Raw genomic sequence first — 15380 nt, 5'->3', positions numbered from 1 at the left:
ACCTCGGCCGTCCCGCAACGGCAGGGTCCTCGTCCGTCCGCTCGGTGCTCGAGGGTGGGAGCCTCGCCGCACTGGCTGGGGGGTGACAGTCGGCGGTCTTCCCCCGAGTTTCCCCCGAAACGTGTCTTCACAGACGGCTACGAAACCGATTGTGACGGCAACGGAACCTGGCACAATGCGGTTCTGACCTGCGCAAACAGCGGGAATCCGCCATCAGCACGAGTGGAGTTTCGGTGCTACTACGACATCTGATCCGGTGGTCTCGCTGACCTGCAGGTTCGCCTACTGATCCGCGTCTCACCTACGAAACGTCCCTGGACTGCCCTCAGCGTCCAGGGACGTTTCGGTTCTTGTGTGTGGCACCACCTCTGGAATGACCTGAGCTCGCGCGGTCGAGGACTGTCGCTGGCTCATCGGGCCACCTGGTGCTCCTCCCGGAGCATCGCCCACTCGTGCTCGAGCACCGCCCACTCGGTGAGCGTCACCCACTGTCCCTTGAGCCACTCACAGTCCACTCGTCGCGCCTCTTGGCGCATGCCAAGCCGACGGGCCACCTTGACCGAGGCCTCGTTGCGCTCATCGATGACCGCGGAGAGCCGATGCACGGGCATGTGTTCGAAGGCCGCTCCCGCAAGGGCACGAGCGGCCTCGGTGGCGTAGCCGCGCCCTTGGGCGGCGGGATTGATCGTCCATCCGACCTCGCACTGCTCGTGCGCGGTGCTGCGCCAGAACAAGATGACGTCCCCGATCATCTCGCCGGTGGCCGTCTCCTCGACTGCCAGCATCCACGCATCGCCGTCCTCGCGCAGCTCGGAGCGCGTGTAGGTGTCGCCTTCGAGCCTGCTGGAGATCTGGGCGCGCGTGGCCGGCTCGATGGGCGCGTAGCGGCACACCTCCGGAAGCGACCTGTAGGCGTGGAAGGCCAGGAGATCGCGCTCGCCGTCGAACGGCCGGATTCTCAGCCGATCGGTCACCAGCGGGAGCTTCACGCTGAAGCGACTCATGTTCGCTGCTCCTCGATCGGGAGGCCGACCTCGGCCGGGAGTGATGCCGTCGCCATCATGACGAGCACGGTAGTGAGGTGTGAAACAATTCGCGACAAAATGATTTTTCCCTCAAACTAGGTGGGGTCCGCGCATGCACGATGCAGTCGACAGCCACGTCGATGTCTGGGTGAAGGAGCTGCCGTGGCTCGACCCCGTCAAGGAAGAGGTCCTTTCCCGGATCGACCGCATCGCCGGACACGTCAACGCCGGACGAGCCGAGACTTTCGCCGCCAACGAGTCCGCCCTGTGGCAGTACAAGACCCTGCTCACCCTGCGCAAGCAGGGCCCGCCCTATGAGCTGAGCCCATCCCGGCTGGCAGAGCAGCTCGGCCTCACCCGCGGAGCGATCTCGAGTCGCCTCGCACTGCTGGAGGACCGGGGCCATGTCGTGCGCCACCACGACCACGTGGACCGTCGGCGCGTCACCGTCGCTCTCACCGCGGCCGGGCACCGTCACGTGGAGACGATGCTCGAGCGGGAGGAGCAGCGCGAGCTTGCGGTCCTTGCTCCACTGACCGATGCCGAGAAGAACCAGCTTGCTGAGCTCCTCCGAAAGATCGTGGTCGACCTGTGAGGTGACCCCGAGCCGCCAGGGGTCCTGACCACTCGCGTCGCCGACTCACCCGTGCTCCTCGCTCATCACCGCTCGCACCTCCACAGCGCCGTACGCCGCCGTCGGCATCCGCGCGGCCCACTGCTCGGCAGCTGACGCGTCGGCCACCTCCACCAGGTAGAGGGCGAACATGCCCTCGGGAGTGGCGTCTCGACCCGACAGCCGAACAGGCCGGCCGCGCTCGTCCGACGTGCATGCCGTCGCGTGCTGCACATCGTCCAGAGCCAGGGACCAGACGAGGTCCCCGGAGTCACTCAGGGACTTGTTGAACAGGCCCCAGTCCCTCATCTCGTCGTCATGCGCAGGCGATCCCTCCACAGGACCCTGACCCTCACGGAATCGGTTGACCAACACGTAGCGCGGCATCGAATCACCTTTCAGCACACCCGCTTGCACCTTGCAAGCGGAATCACCGTAGGCAAGACCGCTTGCATGATGCAAACGGATTAACCCACCCTGATCTCACTCCCGATCCGGTTCGCTGCACCTTGTCGACGAGTGGGCGTCTCGACGTAAACTGATTGCATGACGCAAGCGGATGGAATGTCCAGACTGGCAGTTGCCACTCCTCGGTCCGGGTGCCCCATCAACCTCACCGCTGAGCTTCTCGGTGACCGATGGAGCCTGCTGGTCCTGCGGGACCTCGCATTCGGCGGGCCGCGCCACTACCGGGAGCTGCTCGCCGGCTCCACCGAGTCGATCGCGACGAACATCTTGTCCGGACGGCTGAGAAAGCTCACCGCTGCCGGGATGCTGACGAAGCGCGCCGACCCGACGCACGCCCAGCGCTTCGACTACTGCCTTGCCGAACCAGCCATCGACTTCCTGCCCGTGCTCGTCGCCATCAGCATGTGGGCCTCCAGGTGGCTTCCCGTCGATCCGAGCACCACTGCCATCGCCGAGGCGCTGGACGACGGCGGACCGGAGCTGCAGGCACGCTTCATGGACGAGCTGAGGTCCGAGCACCTCGGCGGTCATGCCCCCACGGATGGTGCGCTGCGCCTCTCCCTCGCCTGACTCCCCCCGGGTGCCCTTGAGCGGGTGCCGCCGCACTCTTGCGCCCACACTGTCGATTTCACCGCCGCCCGTTCGTTGCGACAGCGACGACGGTCCACCCGGGCTGGTTCGTTCCGGAGTACGACGATCGAGAGGCTGGCACGATGCGGAGACTGACCTGTGGCATGAACGTGAGCCTGGACGGCTACATCGCAGCACCCGGCGGCGACATCAGCTGGGGCACGCCGAGCGACGAGCTGTTCCAGTGGTGGTCGGACCGTGTGGCGGCGACCGGCACGGCGCTGTACGGGCGGATGCTGTGGGAGAACATGAGCTCCCACTGGCCGACCGCCGACCAACAGCCTGGTGCCACACCGGCAGCGACAGAGTTCGCCCACCGCTGGCGGGACATGCCGAAGGTGGTCTTCTCCTCGACGATCACCGAGGTCGACTGGAACGCGCGCATGGCCCTCGGTGACGCGATCGCCGAGATCGAGCGACTCAAGACCGAGGACGGCGGCCCCATGGACATCGGCGGGGCCAACCTCGCCGCCGTGGCCGCGAGGGCCGGTCTCATCGACGAGTACGCCATCGTCACCCACCCGGTCCTGGTGGGGGCGGCACGCCGTTCTTCACAGCGCTGGACCACCCGGTGAGCCTGAGCCTCGTGGAGACGCGCACCTTCCCCGGAGGGGTGGTCCTGACGCGGTACGACACGAGTCCCTCAGGCCGGAGGGGCGGGGGCGGCGACACCAGCGGCGTCCGCCGTGGCGCCTGATGATCCCGCACGAGTCCGCTCCAGCCGACGTACTGACGGGAGCAAGGCGACCAGCAACGATCCTCCGGCCATGACAGCCGCGCACACCCAGAGCCAAGGCACGACGCCAGTGGTCGCACTGATGGGTCCGACCAGCGCCAGCCCCACCGGCCGGGCGAGGAAGGAGCCCATGAGGTCGAAGGCGTAGACCCGCGCCAGCTTGTCGGGAGCGATGTTCTGCTGGATCGACAGGTCCCAGTTAACCGAGAAGATCTCGAGTCCGAAGCCGTGCAGGAACGCGCCGACGAGCAGCACCGTCATGCTTCCCCCGAGGGCGATGGCGGCCGGGAAGCACGCGGTCAGCGCGAGAAGCACTGTCCCGACCAACAGACCGCGGCGCGGCCGGAAGCGAAGGGACAGCAGGCCCCCTGCCATGAAGCCTGACATCAGCGCGGCCAGTGCCCATCCCCAGGCCACCTCGTCCCAGGTGTCACGCACCACGATCGGTCCGAGCACACCCTGAACGCCGCCGTAGAACAGGTGGTACAGCGTCGCCTGGAGGATCAGCACCCACAACCAGCTGTGTCGGGCCACCTCGCGCGCGCCCTCCCCTAGGTCGTGGAGGAGCGACCCCTGTCCCGACGCCGTGGTCGGCGGGACGTCGAGACGGTGGAAGCAGGCCGCCGCCACCGCGAACGTCACGGCGTCCACGGCGATCGCCCACCCCGAGCCCGCCACCGCGACGAGGATGCCGGCTCCGGCGAAACCGATGATCATGGCGGTGTTCTGCAGCAACCGCCTCAGAGCCACGGCCGAGGGCAGGACTTCGGCGGGCACGGTCTGCCGGGTGAGGGCGGCCGACGACGGCCCGCTCAGGGCCGACAGCGCCCCGTTGAGCATGCCGACGGCACCGAGCAGGGTGATGCTGGACCAGCCACCGATCAGGCTCGACGCTATGAAGGCCTGCGTGAGGGAGGCACCAAGCGCCGACCCTTGGAGCAGCACCGCCCGCGGCACCCGGGCCCCGAGCACTCCGCCGAACCAGGACGAGAGGCACTGACCCCGCCCAGCCCGACATCACGGAACTGGAACACCGACGTCCGAGATGGCACGGATGGGTCAGACTGTGCCGCATGGAGCAGCAGTCGGACACCTCCCCCAAACGCGCCGACGCGCGCAAGAACGTCGCCGCGATCCTCGACGCCGCCACCCGCTGCCTGGCGCGCGATCCGGACTCCAGCCTTGCCGAGATCGCACGCGAGGCAGGGGTGGGGCGGGTGACTCTCTACGGCCACTTCGACTCGCGCGCGACACTGATCGCGCGAGCTCTGGACGAAGCCATGGCACGTACGGAGGAGGAGGTCGGCGGTGTCGACCTCGGCGGTGACCCCGTGGAGGCCATGGAGCGGCTGCTGGCTGCCTCCTGGCGGATGACTCATCGCCACGGTGCCCTCGTCCAGGCTGCCGAGAAGACACTGGAGCCCCACGATCTCAAGGCGGCGCACGAGCAGGCCGTCACACGCATGCGCACGCTCCTGCGTCGCGGTCGGCGAGCCGGGTGCTTCCGCAACGACATGCCGGTGGCGTGGCAGGTCACCCTTGTCCAGAGCATCCTGCACGGGGCGTCCGGGGCCGTCTACAGGGGCGAGCACTCGCCCAGCGAAGCAGCGCGGCTCGTCGTCGCGTCCGCCCTCGGGGCCCTCCGTCCTCCTGCCGACCCCTCGAGCGCGCTCGCCACCTCCTCTTCAGCCAAGGCACCACGAACATCGCCACGATGACGCCCAGGCTGACCTGACCGGCGTACCTGTCGATGAGCAGGACCACGTCGACCGCGCGGTGGCCCAGGGAGTAGCCGAGGCCGGCGACCAGGCTGGTCACGAGCACGGCACCAGCGACGTCGCAGAGCACGAACGTGACGAGCCGCATTCCGGCCATGCCTGCGATGGCGTAGACGATGGGCGTCGGGATGCCGGGCAGGACGGCCGCGACCACGGCCACGCCCAGGATCCAGGGACTCAGCCCCGCCGCGCGCTGGACGTACTGCCGTGCTCGCTCACGGGTGGTGAAGACCTCGACGATGCGGACGTTCCACTGCCGCCCGGCCCACCACATCAGCCAGTCGAACTTGGCCATGCCCACGATGCCGGCGACGACCACCAGCCACAGCGGGGCCTCACCCACGCGGGCAAAGGCGGCTGCGGCGCCGACCGCCATCAGGTCACCCGTGAGGAGCTCCAGCGCGACCGGGTGCGAGGCGAGCAGGAACGGCTTCAGCGGCCGGGTCACGACGCCGAGCACCACGATGCCGATGAACGCACCGACCAGGAACCTGTCGGCGCGCGTGGCTCTGCCTTCCCACAGCCGGTACCTCTCGGGCCACGGCACAGACAGCCATCGGCGCACTCCCCCGGTCGGCTCGCCGCCATCGGTCGCGCCTGCCTCCGACTGTGCTCCCATCAGACCTCGGGTCTGCGCATCACGATGGACACGAGCGCCGCGGCGACGAGTGAGACTGCCACGACTCCGGCGAGCGCCCTGGCGATGCCGTCGTCGCTCGCGCCGCTGATACTGGCCGCCGCGAGGCTGGAGGTGGCAGCCACCCCGAGGGCGGCCCCGAGCTCGTGGAAGGTGCTCAGGACGCCAGAAGCGATCCCTGCCTCGTGGTGTCCGACGTGGGAGAGCGTGGTGACCGACGCACCCACGAAGACCGCGCCGAGCCCTACAGCAGCCAGGCTCATGCCGACCACCAGCATCGCGCTGCCGTCCATGAGCAGCGGAACGCCGCTCCCGGCCGCAGCGAGGAGCATGCCGACCGCGGAGACACGCCGCGGTCCTTGGCTGCCGATCAGCCTCCCGGCCGCGTTGGCTCCGGCGATGCTGCCTGCGGCGACCGGCAGGAACAGCAGACCGGTGGCCAACGCACCGAACCCGCGCAAGTGCTGCAACGAGAAGGTGCCGATGAAGAACAGCGAGATCATCACTGCCGTGGCCACCATGATGAGGAACGTTCCCGTCGCGACTGAACGCCGACCGAGCAGCGCGGGGTCGATGAGCGGGGCGTCGACTGTCCTCTGGTGAACAGCGAGGACGATGTAGAGGACGACAGCCGCCCCCACGGGCAGCAGCGTCGCACCGGACCACCACCCGCGCTCACCTGCGTTGATCAGCCCGTACGCCGCACTGCCGGTGCCGAGGGTCACCAGCAGTGCACCCACGACGTCCAGCCGAGCGGTGGCGGCCCTCGGTCGATCGCTCTCGAGCGTCTGCCCGAGGACCAGCAGGATCACCACACCGATCGGGACGTTGACGTAGAACACCCACGACCATCCGGGACCGGCGGTGAGCACACCTCCGAGCAGGACGCCCAGTGCAGCGCCCGTGCCACCGAGGGACGACCAGATGCCCAGTGCCTTGTTGCGCTCCTCGCCGTCGAAGAGCTTCACCACCAGGGACAGCGCGGCAGGCGACATCAAGGCGGCGCCGAGGCCCTGCCCGACTCGACCACCGATCAGGACCTCCGCGTTCCCCGAGAGTCCGGTGACCAACGAGGCAGTGGTGAAGATCGTCAAGCCTGTCAGCACCACGACCCTGCTCCCCCAGAGGTCGGCGAGCCGGCCGCCCAGGAGGAGCAGGCCGCCGAAGGCCAGCGTGTAGGCGCTGACCACCCAGGTGAGCGCCGATCTGCTCAGCTCCAGGTCCGCACCCATCCGGGGCAGCGCGATCGCCACGACTGTCACGTCGACGATCAGCATCAGCTGGGCCACGCCGAGCAGCGCAAGCAGTCGCCAGCGCTGCGGATGGGCATCTGTGACGGGTGTCGCCGCTCCGTCCGGCTCTGCCGCAAACGACTTCTCGTCCATCTCAACTCCTGCTAACTTGAACATCGGTGTTCGGGTATTGCTCGGCACCTTAACTTGAACACTGGTGTCTGACAATGCACATTGGAGGTGTGATGCTCGATCCACCGATGCAGGAGCCCGCACGACTGGCTGCACTCGTCGAGGAGTCCGAAGAAGAGATCCGGATGCCGTGCCAGCACCACGATCCGGAGCTCTGGTTCCCGAAGAACGCCGAGACGGCCCGCCGCGCCAAGGCGCTGTGTCGGACGTGCCCGATCCTGAGGCCGTGCCTGGACGTCGCCCTCAACACCGAGGGCGCGTCGGGAGTGTGGGGTGGAGAGCTGTTCGAGAGCGGCACCCTGGTGGCTCGGAAGCGCTATCGCGGTCGACCTCGGCGCGACCAGACCGAACAAGCAGGGTCAGCGGGGAGCGTGGCGTAGGCTCGCCTGAACGAGAGGCGTCACCATGACCGATCAGACTTCCACGAACTTGTCGGTGCTGCTGAGGGCCGTCAGCGCAGCACGCTCGGAGGTCGAAGACGCACGACGCCTCAGGGCCGCGCCCGGGTCCGCGCCGGTCGCTGCCGAGCAACGGGTGCTGCTGGAGGCACTGGAGCAGTACGCCGCCGCGCTGTCCCGCCAAGGAAGCCCGATGCCCTACCGGATGCGCGACGAGCTCGCGATGTACCGCGCGATGTTCAGCACCAGACGTCAGCGGTGATCGGCGGAGCAGTCTCAGAGGACGGCGCCACGAGGAGCGACCTCGATGACGGCCACTCCCCTCGCGTACAACACCAGCAGACGGTCGCCGTGCCTGCAACGCAGGACGCCTGAATCGCCCGACAGCGTGGACACGACGTGGTCGACCAGCGCATCGTCGTCCTCCGCGCCCGGGTCCTCGTAGGTGACGTCGATGCTGTCGCCGCTGACCAGCCTCACACGCAGAACCACTCCGGCCGCGGACCCGTTCGACGTCGTCATGACGTCCGCCTCTCGACCGTCACCGACCTCCCGGGCGGAGGCCTCGTCGCCGGTCACTCGCCTGAACCCTACGCTCGGCGCCCCCACGCGCGCTCGCAAAGGTTTGCACGTGTCACGCACGCCCAGGGCTTACACTCAGGACTGCGCAACAGATGGCTTGCAAGGTGGCATCTTTCCCGGAGGGCTTCGTGCTCCTGCGCACCCCAGCACGACGACGACGTGCCGGGAGGCCCGATGCAAGGCTTGCACGCTCTGGTGGTGGAGGACGACCCCGACATCGCCTCCGTCATCGAGGAGACACTCGCTGCGGCGGGCTTCGAGGTGACCTGCGCCGCTGATGGGCGAGCCGCCGTCGAGGCTGCGCGCAGCCGCCCGCCCGACCTCGTGACGCTCGACATCACCCTGCCGCAGATGGACGGCATCGAGGTCTTGCGGCATCTTCGCGAGACCAACGACTGCTACGTCGTGATCGTGTCCGCCCGTACCGACGAGATCGACAGGCTTGTCGGGCTCGAGGTCGGCGGCGACGACTACATCGTCAAGCCGTTCTCGCCTCGCGAGCTACGGGCTCGGGTCGCCGCCCTCTTCCGGCGACCGCGCGGCAGCGTCGGACCGGACGGGTCCAGCACCGAACCCGACCGTCCAGCGGGCTCGGAGCCGGACCGCTCCGCCGATACCCGGTCAGCCGTCATCGACTGCGGTGCCGGTCTGCTCGTCGACGCCGATCGCCGCGAGGTCCAGATCGACGGCAAGACGCTCGACCTCACGCGCATCGAGTACGAGATCCTCGCCCACCTTGCTGAGCGCCTCGGGACGGTGTGCACCCGCGAGGAGATGGTCAGCGCCATCTGGAACAGTCCGCTGGTCCACGACCACCACCTGGTCGACGTCCACGTCGCCAACCTCCGCGCCAAGGTGAGCAGGCACTCCGACAGGTCCTGGCTGCGCACCATTCGGGGCATCGGCTACCGCTTGGATCGGGCCTGAGGTCACCCGCGCGCCCTGACCGGTCCGACGACTAACCCTCCCCCGCGAGGTGGCGCACGATGCTGGGCATGGGAACCACTCCGACGTACCTCCCGGCGTTGTCGGTGCAGACCACGAGCTCCGACCACCGCCCGTCGGTCCGGGTGAGGGCACGTCGGGCCGCTTGCGCGATGGGCGTGTCGAGGTTGACCTTGATGTCGTCCCACAGTGCGGTGGTCACGCCGGTCGCGTCGCGCAGCGCCACCGGTCGACTGTGCACGTCCAGTACGACGACCGGGCCCGGGCTGTCCGAGGCGGCGGGGTCGTCGGCGGACGCGGTGGCGCAGGTCTGCAGCAGGTAGCGCAGGCTGGAGGCATCGCTCTCCCGCGCCAGCGACATGAGCTTGAGCGCGGTGTCCGGGTCGAGCCCTGCCCACGGTGGGGCCGGTCGAGCCAGGAAGTAGCCCTGTCCGAGCGGGATCCCCATCCGGGCCAGCACTTCGGTCTCGGCCCAGGTCTCGATGCCCTCCGCAAGCAGCCAGGCGTCCAGCCGATCGGCCAGGGTGCCCACCATCTCCAGCAGCACGCGCTTGGCTTCGTCCTGGTGCACGTCGGTCACGAGGTCACGGTCCAGCTTGATGAGGTCAGGTCGGAGTCGCAGCATGGTGTTCAGGCCTGCATGCCCTGCCCCGGCATCGTCCATGGCGATGAGGGCACCGGCCTCCCTGAGCCGTTCGAGCTGCTCCAGCAACGGCTGCCAGGAGCCGATCGGGGCGTGCTCGGTGAGCTCGATGAACACGCCGTCGAGGCGGCCGGCCTCCTCCAAGGTCCGCTGCACCACCGGGTGGGTGAGGACGTCAGGGCCGAGGTTCACCGTCAGGAACGTGTTCACGGGCAGGGCGTCGCGGTGCCGCAGCGCCGCCCGCAGGGCCGCAGCCTCGAGCTCGGCCAGGCGACCGGCTGCGCGTGCGGCCGCGAACCACTGGTCGGGACCACGTGGGCCCGGCTCGGAGAACCGGGCCAGCGCCTCGTAGCCGACGACCACTCCACGCGTCAGGTCGACGATGGGCTGGTAGTGCGCCTCGATGCCGACGTCGCGAGCGGCAGCATCGAGGAGACTCGGCCAGTGGGGATCGTCGACGGACGTCGACGACGAGGTCACGCCATCTCGACGATCCGGGAGCGCACCTCTGCCACGACGTCCGCGGGCACCGTGTGCATGCCGTGGACCACGTCGGCGTGACGCGCCACCTCGACCAGCACCTCGTCGTCGCTGTCGCACACGAACCGTGCGTCGCACCCTGGGACCACGTCTCCACAGGCGAACATCTTCATCCTCGGCACCTCTCTCTGGAACGTGTTGGTCTCAGTGGCCCTGGCCGCTGAGAGAGCCGGTGGCTCGGGCCTCGGCCAGGCGCTGCTCGAGGCTCCGGTGCCGGGGCGCCTGGGTCGACTCCTGGCCCTGGAGCCCCTCCACGTGGCCGAGCTCGCTCTCGGACACGGTCGTCACGGTTGCGTCGTCCCTGCCCTTGACGACCGCCTGGGCGGCCTTCACCAGGTCACGCTCCGAGATGGTCTTGCGGTGCAGCTCGGCCGCGTCGCGGAGCACTGCCTCGATCGCGCTCGCCGGGCAGGGCTTCATCAGGAACCTGTGGATCTGCCCCAGGTTGATCGCGTCGATCGTGGACTGCATGTCCGTCTGCCCGGTCAGGAGCAGGCGGACGGTGTCGGGGTACTTCTCCCGCACTGCGGTCAGGAACCCGACTCCGTCCATACGGGGCATGCGCATGTCGGACATGACGACTGCGAACGGCGGGGTGCTGCCCATGATGCGCAGCGCCTCTTCGCCGCCGAGAGCCGTCGTGATGTCGAACTTGGTCCGAAGCTGTCGACGCAACCCGTCGAGGATCGCCTGCTCGTCGTCCACGAGAAGGACTCGCGCGAGCGTGGACTGAGTCGTGGATGCGATGCCGCTGGGGCGTGTCATTGGCGGTCCTTCGTGTTCATCGGACGGGTTGGCAGGACAGGGACGGAGCGAGACGGGTCGAGACCTTCGCCACACCATCGGCCGGCGGGGTCGCGTCCTGAGACATTCGGCCGGAGTGACTGCGTGCTCATCCGGTCGACCCATCGACATGTGGATCCGCCAGTGGGAGCGTCAGCACGAAGCTGGACCCGACCCCGAGGGTGGAGTGCGCGGCGATCTCGCCCCCCATGGCGCGAGCGAGCTGCCGGGCGATGAAGAGCCCCAGCCCGGTGCCGCTGGTCGACATCACCATCGGGTCCTCCACGCGGTGGAACTTGTCGAAGACGAGGTCGAGCTGGTCGGCGGGGATCCCCTGCCCGCGGTCGGTTACCGTGACCCGACCGAGGCGCCCGACCGTGTCGACGGAGACATCGACCGGCCTGTCCGCCTCGGAGTACTTGAGGGCGTTGGCGACGAGGTTGCTCACGATCTGCACCACCCGCGTCGAGTCGCAGACGATGCGCACGGGTGTCGCGAGACTGTCGAGGTGGAGACGGCCGGACGCCTCGGGGAAGTCGTCGCACGCCACTGCAACGAGGCTGCCCAGGTCGGCCTCACTCGTCGACAGCGAGTGAGCCGGCTCCGCCTCGGACGTGATCGTCGAGGCTGTGAGCAGGTCCTCGACGAGCCTCGCGAGATGGTCGGCACGGTCCACGATCACGCCCAGGGCACGCGCGCGCTGCTCCGGGGACATGGAGTCGCCCCGGTCCCGCAACATGCCGGCGTACCCCTTGATCGGGGTCAGCGGGGTCCTCAGCTCGTGCGAGACGGTGGCGATGAAGTCGTTCTTCATCCGTTGCACCCGGCGCTCGGCGGACAGGTCGCGGACGATGATCACGTCGCGGACCAGCACGTCGCCGTCGAAGACTCCGGCGTGCGCGAACCTCGTGTCCCGCCTCTCCCCGTCGGCGCGCACCAGCTCGGCGTCGACCGCGCAGTGCGGGAGCCCCGGGGACATCCTCCGGGCGCCTTCGGCGAACGGGTCGACCCTGGTGCTCTCCTCGTTCTCGACCACCACGACGTCCCGGATCATCGCCCCGACCGCCTCCCCCGCGGGGACGCCGGTGATGCGGGCCATGGCGGGGCTCCACACCTCGATCTCACCGTGACCGGCCAGCACCATGATCCCGTCGCTGGCCTGGTCGACGACGGCACGGAGCTTGCTGGTCTCCTCGACCAGGCGGACCATGTGGTCTGCGTTCTGCAGAGCCACCGCGAACGAGCTCGCCAGGGAGCTGAGGGACGTGAGGTCCCGCTCGCGCAGCCGGCTCTTCGCGTTGGTCGCCACGACGACAGTTCCGGCAGGAAGGCCGTCGACCACCACCGGTGCCGTCATCGCGCTGCTCCAGCCCGGCGGCAGGTCGGCATCCTCGACGATCTCGAGGCGCCGAGTGCTGTCGAGCCGGCCGCAGTCGACGGTGACGGGCCCGGCGTCGGGGACCGAGTCGTCCACCTGTGCGCCGCTCCCGTCGTCGAAGCGCACGAGTGAGACCTCGGCGTCGAACTCCTCCCGCACCATGTGCAGGAACGCGGACACAGCCCGTTCCCGGGTGGGGCCGGAGGCGAGCACCTGGGAGTACTCGAGGACCCGGGCCGAACGTCGCCGTTCCTCCTGCTTCTCCACCGACGCGCCGTAGGCGTAGCGCAGGGCGACTGCGGGTAGCACCGAGCACGGGAGGAGCACCGGGGTGGCCACCGACATGGCCAGGGCCGTCCCCGTCACGCCGACGGTCCCGATGATCGTGAGGAACGACAGCGGTGCGTCCTCGCGTACGACGTCCCAGGGACGAGCACCGGCGATGGCGCCGAGGAGCACCGCCATGTGCACCAGGTTGATCGCCACGAAGGCAGCCGTGGCCACGATCATGGCGAGGACGAGCCTGACGTCGAACACCCCGTCGCGGGGCATGATCCAGTGCACCAGCAAGGCGGCTGCGCACGACGCCGTCGTGTAGACGCCGATGTTGTACAGCACCTTCAGCGCGTCCCGGCGTCGTACGACGTAGGCGAGGAGGATGCCGGCCAGCGTGACGATGACGGCCTGCCGGAGCGGCAGCACCAGCGCGTTGAGGAGCACGACGCCGTCCAGCAGGGTCAGCTCCTCGACCGCGTCCCCGTCGTGCCGCATCCGTACGGCGATGAGCTCGGCAGCGCACGTGAGGACGAGCAGAACCAGTGGCAGCCATCCACCCTCGAGCCACGAGATCTCGAACGCGCCCGCATGGGTGTCACCAAGGGCGAAGGTGAGGAGGAGGACCGTGACGCCGATTCCCACCGTGCCCGCGACCACCTGGTGCACCGAGAGTCCCACCTGGGGCTCCGGGGCCGGCCCGGGTCCGGGACCGGCGCCGAGCAGCGCTGGGTCCTGCTCCTCAGCGAGCGTCGCCACCGTCGTCACCTCACCGCTTCCGGGTCAGTTCCACGCCAGGGCCCAGGAGCGGGCCGCCCAGTCGTCGCCGGCCCAGGAACGTGCCGCCCAGTCGTCGCCCGCCCAGGAACGTGCCGCCCAGTCGTCACCCGCCCACGAGCGTGCCGCCCAGTCGTCGCCCGCCCAGGAACGTGCCGCCCAGTCGTCGCCCGCCCACGAGCGAGCCGCCCACGACCTGGCTGCCCACTCCTCGCCCGACGTCTGGTCATCGCCCCACGCTGTGGCCGCCCACGAGCGCGCAGCCCATGAGCGAGCCGCAGGGTTCAGGGCCGCCCAGGACCGCGCGGCCCACGAGCGAGCCGCAGGGTTCAGCTGGTTCCACGCCTGCGTGGCAGCCGCCTTGTCCCCACGGGCGAAGGCGTCGGTCAGCGCCACCCAGCGGCCGGGGCCGCCCGGGACAGGGCTCGTCGAAGTCGGCGTGTGGGGGATCTTCGAGGTGCGCGCGAGCTCGAGGGCTGCGCGGAGGTCCAGGCCTCCGGCACCGGCGCCCGTCACGCGGGCGAGCTCGCCGTCCTGGTAGGCCGTCCTTGTGAGGAGGTACTTGACCTGGTCGGGCCGCAGGCGCGGGCTCGCGGAGAGGATCCCGGCCACTGCTCCCGAGGTCACCGCGGCGGACGCGGACGTCCCGGAGGCGCGGACGTGTGCGTCACCGACGCGGGCGTCCGGGTAGGTCAGGTCGATGTTGCTGCCAGGGGCGAGCAGGCCGACGACGTGCGCGCCGGGAGCGACGAGGTCCGGCTTGCTGACCCCCTGGTCGGTGGGGCCGCGACCGGAGAACGCGGTCACGCTGTCGTCCGCACGGGACGCGGTGGAGGCGTCGGCGAGGCCACCCGCGGTGAGGAGCCCCGGATCGGTTCCCGGGCTGTTGACGGTGCCCTCGGCCGGCCCGGTGTTGCCCGAGGGGACCACCACGGTGAGTCCTCGGTTCCACAAGGTCCGCAGTGCTCGGTTGAGCGGGTCGACCTGGTAGGGCAGGGGGCTGTCCGAGACGAGGGAGAGGTTGACGACCGAGGTGCCGTACTGCTTGGCCGTGTCGGCCACCTGCTGCAGTCCCTGGAGGACCAGGATCAGGCTGGTGGCGCCGGTGTCGTCGGCGACCTTGACGTCGAGGATCCTGGCTCGCGGAGCCACGCCCTGGTAGCGCCCCTGCGAGGAGACGCCGCTTGCCGCGATCACGCCGGCCAGGTAGGTCCCGTGCCCGAAGCCGTCGCCAGGTCCGGTCCCGGTCACGTCGATGTGCTCGAGACGGCCATCCAGCTCTGCGACCTCGGCCACACCGGTGTCCACGAGAGCGACCGTCACGCCGGCACCCTCGTCCCCGGTCGCTGCCAGTCCGAGGGTCTCACGCACCAGCGCGCTCTTCTTGACCTCGCCGGGCTCCTCGGAGGCGAAGGCCACGGCCCTGTCCGGGACGACCGTGTAGCCGCTCGGGAGCGAAGCGCCCGCCGGCAGCTTCGCGACGACCCCGTCTACCAGGGCGAGCTCCGCAGTGACCTCTCCCCCGGCGACCCGCACCTGGTGGGCCGTTGCGTCGGTGCCCGGGCCGGTGACGACGACGGTCGCGGTGCCGCCGTCCACCACGGCGGGCTGGCCCGTCGAGGCAACCGGAGCCAGGGCAGCCAGGCCCCCGGTCACGAGCAGTGCGGTGATCCCCCCGACCCAGCGCCGTGGCGCGCGACGCGCAGCCTCTCGGGATGGCGTGCGGTCCGTCTGGTCAGTCATGGTGCCC

General features: G+C 69.4%; 16 protein-coding genes and 2 pseudogenes. 7 read left to right on the top strand and 11 right to left on the bottom strand.

The annotated features are described in order from the left end of the window. Positions 1 to 410: 410 nt before the first annotated feature. Positions 411 to 1004, bottom strand: coding sequence for a GNAT family N-acetyltransferase (locus EXE58_RS15710; protein WP_135268745.1), 594 nt, complete (start codon positions 1002 to 1004; stop codon positions 411 to 413). A gap of 133 nt (positions 1005 to 1137) precedes the next feature. Here EXE58_RS15710 and EXE58_RS15705 point away from each other — a divergent pair, with 133 nt between their 5' ends. Continuing rightward, positions 1138 to 1620 (top strand): MarR family winged helix-turn-helix transcriptional regulator, encoded by a 483-nt coding sequence (locus tag EXE58_RS15705; RefSeq protein ID WP_135268744.1) that lies wholly within the window; start codon positions 1138 to 1140, stop codon positions 1618 to 1620. 45 nt (positions 1621 to 1665) lie between these two features. Here EXE58_RS15705 and EXE58_RS15700 read toward each other — a convergent pair whose 3' ends face one another. Beyond that, positions 1666 to 2025, bottom strand: a complete 360-nt coding sequence (locus tag EXE58_RS15700) for a YciI family protein (RefSeq protein ID WP_135268743.1) — start codon at positions 2023 to 2025, stop codon at positions 1666 to 1668. A 159-nt stretch (positions 2026 to 2184) separates the two neighbouring features. On the opposite strand from EXE58_RS15700, the gene EXE58_RS15695 reads away from it, so the two are divergent. Beyond that, positions 2185 to 2676: a winged helix-turn-helix transcriptional regulator gene (locus tag EXE58_RS15695; RefSeq protein ID WP_135268742.1), complete on the top strand. Its 492-nt coding sequence runs from the start codon at positions 2185 to 2187 to the stop codon at positions 2674 to 2676. A 143-nt stretch (positions 2677 to 2819) separates the two neighbouring features. Beyond that, positions 2820 to 3433 (top strand): annotated as a pseudogene (locus EXE58_RS15690) (dihydrofolate reductase family protein). Here EXE58_RS15690 and EXE58_RS15685 read toward each other — a convergent pair. Continuing rightward, positions 3380 to 4444 (bottom strand): MFS transporter, encoded by a 1065-nt coding sequence (locus EXE58_RS15685; RefSeq protein WP_135268741.1) that lies wholly within the window; start codon positions 4442 to 4444, stop codon positions 3380 to 3382. The pseudogene EXE58_RS15690 and the gene EXE58_RS15685 overlap by 54 nt on opposite strands. A 101-nt stretch (positions 4445 to 4545) precedes the next feature. Here EXE58_RS15685 and EXE58_RS20145 point away from each other — a divergent pair. Continuing rightward, positions 4546 to 4725 (top strand): annotated as a pseudogene (locus tag EXE58_RS20145) (helix-turn-helix domain-containing protein); the annotation flags it as partial. A 280-nt stretch (positions 4726 to 5005) separates the two neighbouring features. Here EXE58_RS20145 and EXE58_RS20140 read toward each other — a convergent pair. Both EXE58_RS20140 and EXE58_RS15670 read right to left on the bottom strand, forming a co-directional pair. Continuing rightward, complete coding sequence (locus EXE58_RS20140; RefSeq protein WP_135268739.1) at positions 5006 to 5869, bottom strand: DedA family protein; 864 nt, start codon at positions 5867 to 5869, stop codon at positions 5006 to 5008. After that, a complete protein-coding gene (locus EXE58_RS15670; protein ID WP_135268738.1) occupies positions 5869 to 7272 on the bottom strand; it encodes an MFS transporter in 1404 nt (467 codons plus the stop codon). Before EXE58_RS15670 ends, EXE58_RS20140 begins: the two co-directional genes overlap by 1 nt. 92 nt (positions 7273 to 7364) lie before the next feature. Between EXE58_RS15670 and EXE58_RS15665 the strand changes: the two genes are divergently transcribed. Both EXE58_RS15665 and EXE58_RS15660 read left to right on the top strand, forming a co-directional pair. Further along, entirely contained in the window at positions 7365 to 7691 is a 327-nt protein-coding gene (locus tag EXE58_RS15665; protein ID WP_244242253.1) for a WhiB family transcriptional regulator, read from the top strand. Between the two features lie 25 nt (positions 7692 to 7716). Continuing rightward, positions 7717 to 7971 carry a hypothetical protein gene (locus EXE58_RS15660; RefSeq protein ID WP_135268737.1) on the top strand — a complete coding sequence of 85 codons (255 nt, stop codon included), beginning with the start codon at positions 7717 to 7719 and terminating at the stop codon, positions 7969 to 7971. Positions 7972 to 7985: 14 nt separating this feature from the next. Here EXE58_RS15660 and EXE58_RS15655 read toward each other — a convergent pair whose 3' ends face one another. Next, complete coding sequence (locus EXE58_RS15655; protein WP_244242252.1) at positions 7986 to 8288, bottom strand: hypothetical protein; 303 nt, start codon at positions 8286 to 8288, stop codon at positions 7986 to 7988. A gap of 177 nt (positions 8289 to 8465) precedes the next feature. Between EXE58_RS15655 and EXE58_RS15650 the strand changes: the two genes are divergently transcribed. After that, positions 8466 to 9218, top strand: a complete 753-nt coding sequence (locus tag EXE58_RS15650) for a response regulator transcription factor (RefSeq protein ID WP_135268736.1) — start codon at positions 8466 to 8468, stop codon at positions 9216 to 9218. Between the two features lie 31 nt (positions 9219 to 9249). Here the strand turns inward: EXE58_RS15650 and EXE58_RS15645 are convergent, their stop codons facing one another. The 5 genes from EXE58_RS15645 to EXE58_RS15625 all read right to left on the bottom strand — a co-directional run bounded on the left by EXE58_RS15645 (position 9250) and on the right by EXE58_RS15625 (position 15373). Then, positions 9250 to 10359 (bottom strand): EAL domain-containing protein, encoded by a 1110-nt coding sequence (locus EXE58_RS15645; protein WP_167288942.1) that lies wholly within the window; start codon positions 10357 to 10359, stop codon positions 9250 to 9252. Then, complete coding sequence (locus tag EXE58_RS15640; protein WP_135268734.1) at positions 10356 to 10532, bottom strand: DUF1059 domain-containing protein; 177 nt, start codon at positions 10530 to 10532, stop codon at positions 10356 to 10358. Before EXE58_RS15640 ends, EXE58_RS15645 begins: the two co-directional genes overlap by 4 nt. 31 nt (positions 10533 to 10563) lie before the next feature. Continuing rightward, positions 10564 to 11184, bottom strand: a complete 621-nt coding sequence (locus tag EXE58_RS15635) for a response regulator (RefSeq protein ID WP_167288940.1) — start codon at positions 11182 to 11184, stop codon at positions 10564 to 10566. Between the two features lie 127 nt (positions 11185 to 11311). Then, positions 11312 to 13612 carry a PAS domain-containing sensor histidine kinase gene (locus EXE58_RS15630; protein WP_135268732.1) on the bottom strand — a complete coding sequence of 767 codons (2301 nt, stop codon included), beginning with the start codon at positions 13610 to 13612 and terminating at the stop codon, positions 11312 to 11314. A 24-nt stretch (positions 13613 to 13636) separates the two neighbouring features. After that, the gene (locus EXE58_RS15625) at positions 13637 to 15373 is read right to left on the bottom strand and encodes a S8 family serine peptidase (protein ID WP_167288938.1); all 1737 of its coding nucleotides are present in this window, start codon (positions 15371 to 15373) and stop codon (positions 13637 to 13639) included. Positions 15374 to 15380 lie beyond the last annotated feature (7 nt).

The sequence above is a fragment of the Nocardioides seonyuensis genome, assembly GCF_004683965.1.
GTDB lineage: Bacteria > Actinomycetota > Actinomycetes > Propionibacteriales > Nocardioidaceae > Nocardioides > Nocardioides seonyuensis.
Note: the sequence above shows the minus strand (reverse complement) of the source record. Positions and strands in the feature narration are given on the sequence as shown.

Coding starts and splice junctions, on each gene's coding strand:
- EXE58_RS15635 (WP_167288940.1), bottom strand. CDS start 11,184: ATGACACGCCCCAGCGGCATCGCATCCACGACTCAGTCCACGCTCGCG.
- EXE58_RS15625 (WP_167288938.1), bottom strand. CDS start 15,373: ATGACTGACCAGACGGACCGCACGCCATCCCGAGAGGCTGCGCGTCGC.
- EXE58_RS15710 (WP_135268745.1), bottom strand. CDS start 1,004: ATGAGTCGCTTCAGCGTGAAGCTCCCGCTGGTGACCGATCGGCTGAGA.
- EXE58_RS15700 (WP_135268743.1), bottom strand. CDS start 2,025: ATGCCGCGCTACGTGTTGGTCAACCGATTCCGTGAGGGTCAGGGTCCT.
- EXE58_RS15695 (WP_135268742.1), top strand. CDS start 2,185: ATGACGCAAGCGGATGGAATGTCCAGACTGGCAGTTGCCACTCCTCGG.
- EXE58_RS15660 (WP_135268737.1), top strand. CDS start 7,717: ATGACCGATCAGACTTCCACGAACTTGTCGGTGCTGCTGAGGGCCGTC.
- EXE58_RS15640 (WP_135268734.1), bottom strand. CDS start 10,532: ATGAAGATGTTCGCCTGTGGAGACGTGGTCCCAGGGTGCGACGCACGG.
- EXE58_RS15650 (WP_135268736.1), top strand. CDS start 8,466: ATGCAAGGCTTGCACGCTCTGGTGGTGGAGGACGACCCCGACATCGCC.
- EXE58_RS15705 (WP_135268744.1), top strand. CDS start 1,138: ATGCACGATGCAGTCGACAGCCACGTCGATGTCTGGGTGAAGGAGCTG.
- EXE58_RS15670 (WP_135268738.1), bottom strand. CDS start 7,272: ATGGACGAGAAGTCGTTTGCGGCAGAGCCGGACGGAGCGGCGACACCC.
- EXE58_RS15665 (WP_244242253.1), top strand. CDS start 7,365: ATGCTCGATCCACCGATGCAGGAGCCCGCACGACTGGCTGCACTCGTC.
- EXE58_RS20140 (WP_135268739.1), bottom strand. CDS start 5,869: ATGGGAGCACAGTCGGAGGCAGGCGCGACCGATGGCGGCGAGCCGACC.